The organism is Burkholderia sp. KCJ3K979, assembly GCF_016759955.1.
GTDB lineage: Bacteria > Pseudomonadota > Gammaproteobacteria > Burkholderiales > Burkholderiaceae > Burkholderia > Burkholderia orbicola.
The window spans coordinates 1-6,163 of the sequence record NZ_JACFYV010000307.1 but is presented as its reverse complement, the minus strand read 5'-3'; the positions used below and the strand labels follow the sequence as shown (position 1 = coordinate 6,163).

The 6,163-nt window shown below is 66.2% G+C and carries 6 protein-coding genes; 4 read left to right on the top strand and 2 right to left on the bottom strand.

The genetic code is table 11. The features are described 5' to 3' along the window. Both H3O04_RS33250 and H3O04_RS33245 read left to right on the top strand, forming a co-directional pair. Positions 1 to 1,545, top strand: a 1,545-nt coding sequence (locus H3O04_RS33250; RefSeq protein WP_202589304.1) for a histidine-type phosphatase, incomplete at its 5' end; no start/stop codon positions are given. 198 nt (positions 1,546 to 1,743) lie between these two features. Further along, positions 1,744 to 2,052: a hypothetical protein gene (locus H3O04_RS33245; protein ID WP_202589303.1), complete on the top strand. Its 309-nt coding sequence runs from the start codon at positions 1,744 to 1,746 to the stop codon at positions 2,050 to 2,052. Between the two features lie 22 nt (positions 2,053 to 2,074). Here H3O04_RS33245 and H3O04_RS33240 read toward each other — a convergent pair whose 3' ends face one another. Further along, positions 2,075 to 2,371, bottom strand: coding sequence for a hypothetical protein (locus H3O04_RS33240; protein ID WP_202589302.1), 297 nt, complete (start codon positions 2,369 to 2,371; stop codon positions 2,075 to 2,077). 406 nt (positions 2,372 to 2,777) lie between these two features. Between H3O04_RS33240 and H3O04_RS33235 the strand changes: the two genes are divergently transcribed. Beyond that, positions 2,778 to 4,382, top strand: a complete 1,605-nt coding sequence (locus H3O04_RS33235; RefSeq protein ID WP_202589301.1) for an EAL domain-containing protein — start codon at positions 2,778 to 2,780, stop codon at positions 4,380 to 4,382. Positions 4,383 to 4,400: 18 nt separating this feature from the next. Here H3O04_RS33235 and H3O04_RS33230 read toward each other — a convergent pair whose 3' ends face one another. Continuing rightward, a complete protein-coding gene (locus H3O04_RS33230; RefSeq protein WP_202589305.1) occupies positions 4,401 to 4,772 on the bottom strand; it encodes an SH3 domain-containing protein in 372 nt (123 codons plus the stop codon). Between the two features lie 228 nt (positions 4,773 to 5,000). Here H3O04_RS33230 and kdgT point away from each other — a divergent pair, with 228 nt between their 5' ends. Beyond that, entirely contained in the window at positions 5,001 to 6,020 is a 1,020-nt protein-coding gene (gene kdgT, locus H3O04_RS33225; protein WP_027806824.1) for a 2-keto-3-deoxygluconate transporter, read from the top strand. Positions 6,021 to 6,163: the final 143 nt, after the last annotated feature.

Here is a 6,163-nt window from a genome sequence, read left to right as displayed (position 1 = left end):
CCGCCCGCCACGTCGGCCGACAACAACGGCACGACGCCCGCGCCGCAACCTCAGCCCACGCCGGCTCCGACTCCGACACCCGCGACCTACTACCAGACGAAGACGCCGTACCGCCCGCAGCAGGACGCCGCGACGTACGAAGCGCCGCCGGCCGGCTACGCGCCGGTCTATACCGAACTCGTCGCCCGTCACGGCTCGCGCGGGCTGTCGGGCTTCAAGTACGACGGCGCGATCTACGCGATGCTGGTCAAGGCCGAGGCCGACGGCGCATTGACCGCGCTCGGCGCGCAGCTCAAGGCCGACACGTACGCGATGATGAAGGCGAATGCGCTGCTCGGCTATGGCGTGCAGGGCATTTCGACACCCGGGTACGGCAACCTCACGCAAACCGGCATCCGCGAACATCAGCAACTCGCCGCGCGTCTCGCGCAGCGGTTGCCCGCGCTGTTTGCGACGGGCAACCGGCAGGTGGTCGTCGTCAACTCGGGCCAGGATCGCGCGGTCGACAGTTCGACGTATTTCTCGGCGGCGCTCGTTGCCGCGCAGCCGGCACTGGCGCCGGCCATCACGCTGCCGGCCGCGCCGGCCGGCTATCCGGCGAGCGCGCCGGTCGGGCAACCGGCCGGCACCAACCGCTTCCAGCTGTATTTCCACTCGCTGAAGCCGGCCACCGATCTCGTGACCGACACGAGCGATCCGTACTACGCGACCTATCAGGCGAGCCAGGCGTACCAGACCTATGCAAACGACGCGACGGTGGCCGCGAAGCTGAAGGCGATCAAGGCCGCGCCGCAGGCGGCCGACGTCGCGCAAACGGTGCTGGCCGCGCTCGTGTCGCCGGCCTTCATCGCGAAGCTCGGCTCCGACGGCTACACGTTCGCGAACACCGGCACCTATGCGTTCACGTCGACGGACGGCAAGTTCACCAACACGCTGAAGGGCGACGGCAAGACGAAGATCGCGACGGCCGTCGATGCGGTGAACGTGCTGTACAACCTGCTGCAGGTCGCGCCGGCCATGACCGCAGAAACCGGCGGCGTCACGATGGAGAAGTACATCGGCGCGGAGCAGGCCCAGTATCTCGCGTACCTCCAGGATGCCGAGGACTACTACCAGAAGGGGCCCGGCATCCAGGAGGCGAACCCGGTGACGTACCGGATGGCGAAGGTGCTGCAGGACGATTTCTTCGGCGAAGTCGATGCGATCGCGCGCGGCGACCTGACGCATGCCGCGAAGCTGCGCTTCACGCATGCGGAGATCGTGATTCCATTCGCGTCGATCATGAACCTGAAGAACGTGTTCGTGCCGACGCCGCAGGCGCAGACGTACATGTATGCGAACAATCCGTGGCGCGGCGACCAGGTCTCGCCGATGGCCGCGAACATGCAGTGGGATGTCTATCGCAACGGGTCGCGGCTCATCGTGAAGATGCTGTACAACGAGCGCGAGACGGATTTCCAGGCCGCGTGCGACGGTGCGAAGCTCGCGCCGGGCAGCCACTTCTACGACTACGCGGGGCTGAAGCAGTGTTACGGGTATCAGTGACGGGATGCGCGAGCGCGTTGACGCGCGCCTTTCGGCGCCGGACGGGAGAAGCGCCGCGGCAGCGGCGCAGCCGGCGACCGGGGCGAGCGATCAGCGTCACACGCTGCCGAGCGGCCCGTTCGGGCACGTGAGCTGCATCTCGCACGCACGAACTCGCGGCGGCCCGCATGGTCGAACGAGCATCGCCGGAGAATCCTCATGAAACGCGTCGCCGTTGCCGCCGCCCTGACCCTGTTTGCCGCCATCAGCCTGCCGGCCATCGCCGGTGCGCCCTCGGGTGCCGTCGCGCCGCCGGTGCCGGCTCAGGCATACGCGAAAAATTGCGTGCCGTCGCGGGACGCCGCACCAGGCACCCGTTCCCCCTCCAGCGCGCCGCCGATCCGCGTCTGCGTCGGCGATTCCAACACGCAGCTGAACCTGCCGTGGTTCCTGATCGATGTCCTCACTGCCGTGGACACGCATCAGTCACCCAGCGGCCTGCTCCACAAGATGCGCAACGACTTCTGAATCTCGCCCGGCACGCCATCGTTCATGACGCGTCGGAGCGCTTCAGCACCTGGATGAACGTGTCGACGATGCCGGCCCACATCGCGCGGTCGGCGATGCGCTCCAGCAGCACCCGCAACTCCCGTCGCTCTTCGTTCGACAGTACGCCGCGCGCACCGCGGATGCTGTCGTAGCGCGGCGTACCGCGCGATGCGAGTGCGCGATCGAGCGAATAGTCTTGGGCCTGCCCGTCCACCGAAATCCTGATCCACAGCGAACCGCCGTCCGCCAGGGCGGCGCCGTCGGTCACGATGACCGTAGGCGCAGTATTTTCTTCCATCGCAAAGCTCCTGCTCGACACCCTCGCGGCCGACCGCCGAAAGCGAGCCACGCGGAAATGTTTCTTTTTGAGACACAATCACAAAACGACACCAATTTTTAGACAACAATATTTCGTAATAGCGCGCCGCATCATATACTTGCCGCGCACCATCCTCGTGCCAAGAGACGGTGTCTTTCGTCCCGGCTGCACACACTGTGCGGCCGGGGCTTTTTTCGATACGCTGCGCCTATATACATGCTTAATGTACGCATGTTATTGAGGGATACCGCCAGATCGATGGACGATCGCGACAAGCGACGGCCGAATCGATAGGCATCCGAAACCGGCACGCGAGCCGCATGGCCCGACTCGGGCATGCGGCGTGCGTGCCGCTGGTGTATCGACCGGTTCGACTTGCCACGTCATGCGTATAACACCAAAGGCAATCGCGGGGCTGCGGGCGCTCACGCCCGGCTCGACACTCCTCTTCCACCGCAGCGGCGCGTGGCCGCGGGTCATGTTTCTCGCCGCCGTGATCATTTGCGTGCTCGTGCCGGCGTTCGCGATCGTACTGGCCGACCGCTACGCACGCGATGCCGTCACAGCGAACGAGCGCGTCGTGGCAAACGACATCGTGGCTTCGGTGGACCGCATCCTGGACGGCGTGCGCCTCCGGCACGCGGACGAACTGAGCGCGCTCGTCGGGCGGCCATGCGCGACGGTGTTCCGGACACTCGCCGAAGTGGGCACTCGCCTGCGCTATCTGCGTGCGGTCGGGCTGGTGAGCGACGGCCGCCTCATGTGCTCGTCGGCGCTCGGTTCGATCGACCTGCCGCTCACCGCGTATGCGCGCGCGCCGGAACCGGGCTCGATGGCCGTCACGCTGCTACGCCAGACGCCGTTCCAGCATGGCATTCCGGTGCTGTCCGTATTCCGATCCACCGCGCGCGGCGCGGGCGTCCTGTATGTGATCGAGGGCGACTACGTGGCCGACGCGCTCGCCCACGGCACCGGCAACGGAGCGGAAACGGCCACGCTGTCGATCGCGGGTGCAGGCCGTCTCGATCAGCACGGGAAGTTCTCGCCGGAAACGGAGGCGGCCCCCGCAGGCGGCAGCACGATCGCTTCGCAGCGCTGGCCGTTCACGGTATCGGTCATCGCATCGGCGCGCTACGCGTCACAGGTCCAGCGCCATTACCGGCTGATCTGCGCGACGATCGTGCTGCTCGCCGACAGCCTTGTGATGGCCGCCTACCTGCTCGCGATGGCGCCGCGGCGGCTGTTGCTGAAAGCCGTGCGCCACGCGCTCAGGCGCGACGAGTTCCATGTGGTGTATCAGCCGATCGTCGACGTGCAGACGCGCAGGACGGTCGGCGTCGAGGCGCTGCTGCGCTGGCACCATCCGAAGTGGGGGGCCATCAGCCCGGCCGTGTTCATCCCGCAGGTGGAATCCAGCACGGTGCTGCCGAAGGTCACCGAATTCGTGCTGCGCACGGCGGTCGCCGAGCTGACCGCGCTGACGCCGTCCGCGCCGCTGCGCATTGCCGTGAACATTGCGCCGCAGGATCTCGAGCGCGGGCGGTTCGTGGCCGACGTCGAGGCAGCGATCCGTGCGCTGCCGCCCGGTTTCACGCTGGTGCTCGAAGTCACCGAGCGCATCCTGCTCGAGAAAAACGCGCGCACCACCGAGATCTTCCATGCACTGCGATCGAAAGGCGCGAAGTTCGCGATCGACGATTTCGGCACGCATCACAGCAATCTCGACATGCTGTCACGCTTTCCGTTCGACTACGTGAAGATCGATCGACAGTTCGTGTCGCAACTGGACAGCGGCAGCTCAAGGCTGATCGAGGGAATCGCAGCCGTCGCGCATCACTACGGCCTGAAGATCATCGCGGAAGGCGTGGAAACGGAAGCGCAGCATCGCGCGCTGCATGCGGTCGGAATCCAGTACGCGCAGGGCTACCTGTACCAGCGGCCGTTGCGCGCGGAGAACCTGCAGCGCGATTTCGCCGGGGCGACGGTGTAACGGCGCCGCCGACGGCGACTACTGCGCGCCGTATTGGCCGCCGAGGCGCACGCGGCCCTGCTCGACCCATCCTTCGAAGTCGTCGCCGGTCTTGCCGTTCACGTACATGATGTCGTACCAGCGCCCGTGCGACTTGTAGACGGTCACCGAATCGCCGGGGACGATGAAGGTGCGCTTCGTGATGCATTGCGCGTCGGGCGCCGAGTAGAAATACGCGCGGCCCGTGCCGATGACCGTGCCGGACGCCGGCGGCCGGAAGTTGTCGTCGGGGCCGTTCGTGGCCGCATCGAGCTTCCCGCAATCGACCGTGCTCTTCGCTTGCGCGCCGTTCGCGCCCAGGCTCGCGCCGAGCACCAGCAGCGCGATGCCCATGCGCATCGTCATTTTCATCATTCGCCCTCCGCACCGTAGTGTTTTTTCCGGTTTGCCGGTTCGCGGCCGGCAGACGCTCGATCCTGCGCGACGGTCGTCACAGTCGTCACCTCGGCGCCGGCCGCGTCCGGATGATACGACTACCGTCGAAATTCACGAAAACGGACCACCGTTGCGAATCATGTCCTATAGTCAGTCAGCAGACATCATTCGACAACGGGACGCATCGACGTCCACGGAGGAGACGTGAAGCTGAAACAGGCCATCGACCGCATTCCGGGCGGGCTCATGCTGGTGCCGATGCTGCTGGGCGCGTGCGTGCACACGTTCGCACCGAACGCCGGCAAGTACTTCGGCTCGTTCACCAACGGCCTGATCGCGGGCACCGTGCCGATCCTCGCCGTCTGGTTCTTCTGCATGGGCGCGACGATCGACCTGCGCGCGACGGGTGTCGTGCTGCGCAAGTCGGGCACGCTGCTCGCGACGAAGATCGTGGTCGCGTGGCTCGCGACGGTGATCGCCGCACGGTTCATCCCCGACGACGGCATCCGCACCGGCCTGTTCGCGGGCCTGTCGCTGCTCGCGATCACGACGTCGATGGACATGACCAACGGCGGCCTCTATGCGGCCGTGATGCAGCAATACGGCACCAAGGAAGAGGCCGGCGCGTTCGTGCTGATGTCGATCGAATCGGGGCCGCTCGTCAGCATGCTGATTCTCGGTGCGGCCGGCGTCGCAGTGTTCGAGACGCGGCTCTTCGTCGGCGCGGTGCTGCCGTTTCTGATCGGTTTCGTGCTCGGCAATCTCGACGTGGAGTTGCGCGAATTGTTCGGCCGCTGCGTGCATCCGCTGATTCCGTTCTTCGGCTTCGCGCTCGGCAACGGCATCGATCTGAACGTGATCGCGAAAAGCGGGCTGCCGGGCATCGCGCTCGGGCTCGCGGTGATCGTCGTGACGGGCGTGCCGTTGATTCTCGCGGACAAGTTCCTGGGCGGCGGCAACGGGACGGCGGGGCTGGCCGCGTCGTCGACGGCCGGCGCCGCGGTCGCGAACCCGGCGATCATCGGCGAGATGATTCCGAAGTTCAAACCGATGGTGCCGGCGGCGACGGCGATCGTCGCGACCGCGTGCCTCGTGACGGCGATTCTCGTGCCGATTCTGACGGCGATGTGGGCGAAACGGGCGGCCAGGGCGTCAGGGGTGCCGGTGCGGGTCGTGACGCGGGCGGCGCATGGTGGGGCGATCGAGCACGAGGGGCATGTTTGAGGGGGTGCCGGTTCGGGTCCGGCCTCACGCACCAACGGCTTTAAACGTGATTCGACACTCTATGTCGATTCACGGTAAATCAAGGGGTTAGCGTCCCTTCCACTGTACAGACGTACAGCACAAATCGACGCGCTTGGGTGATA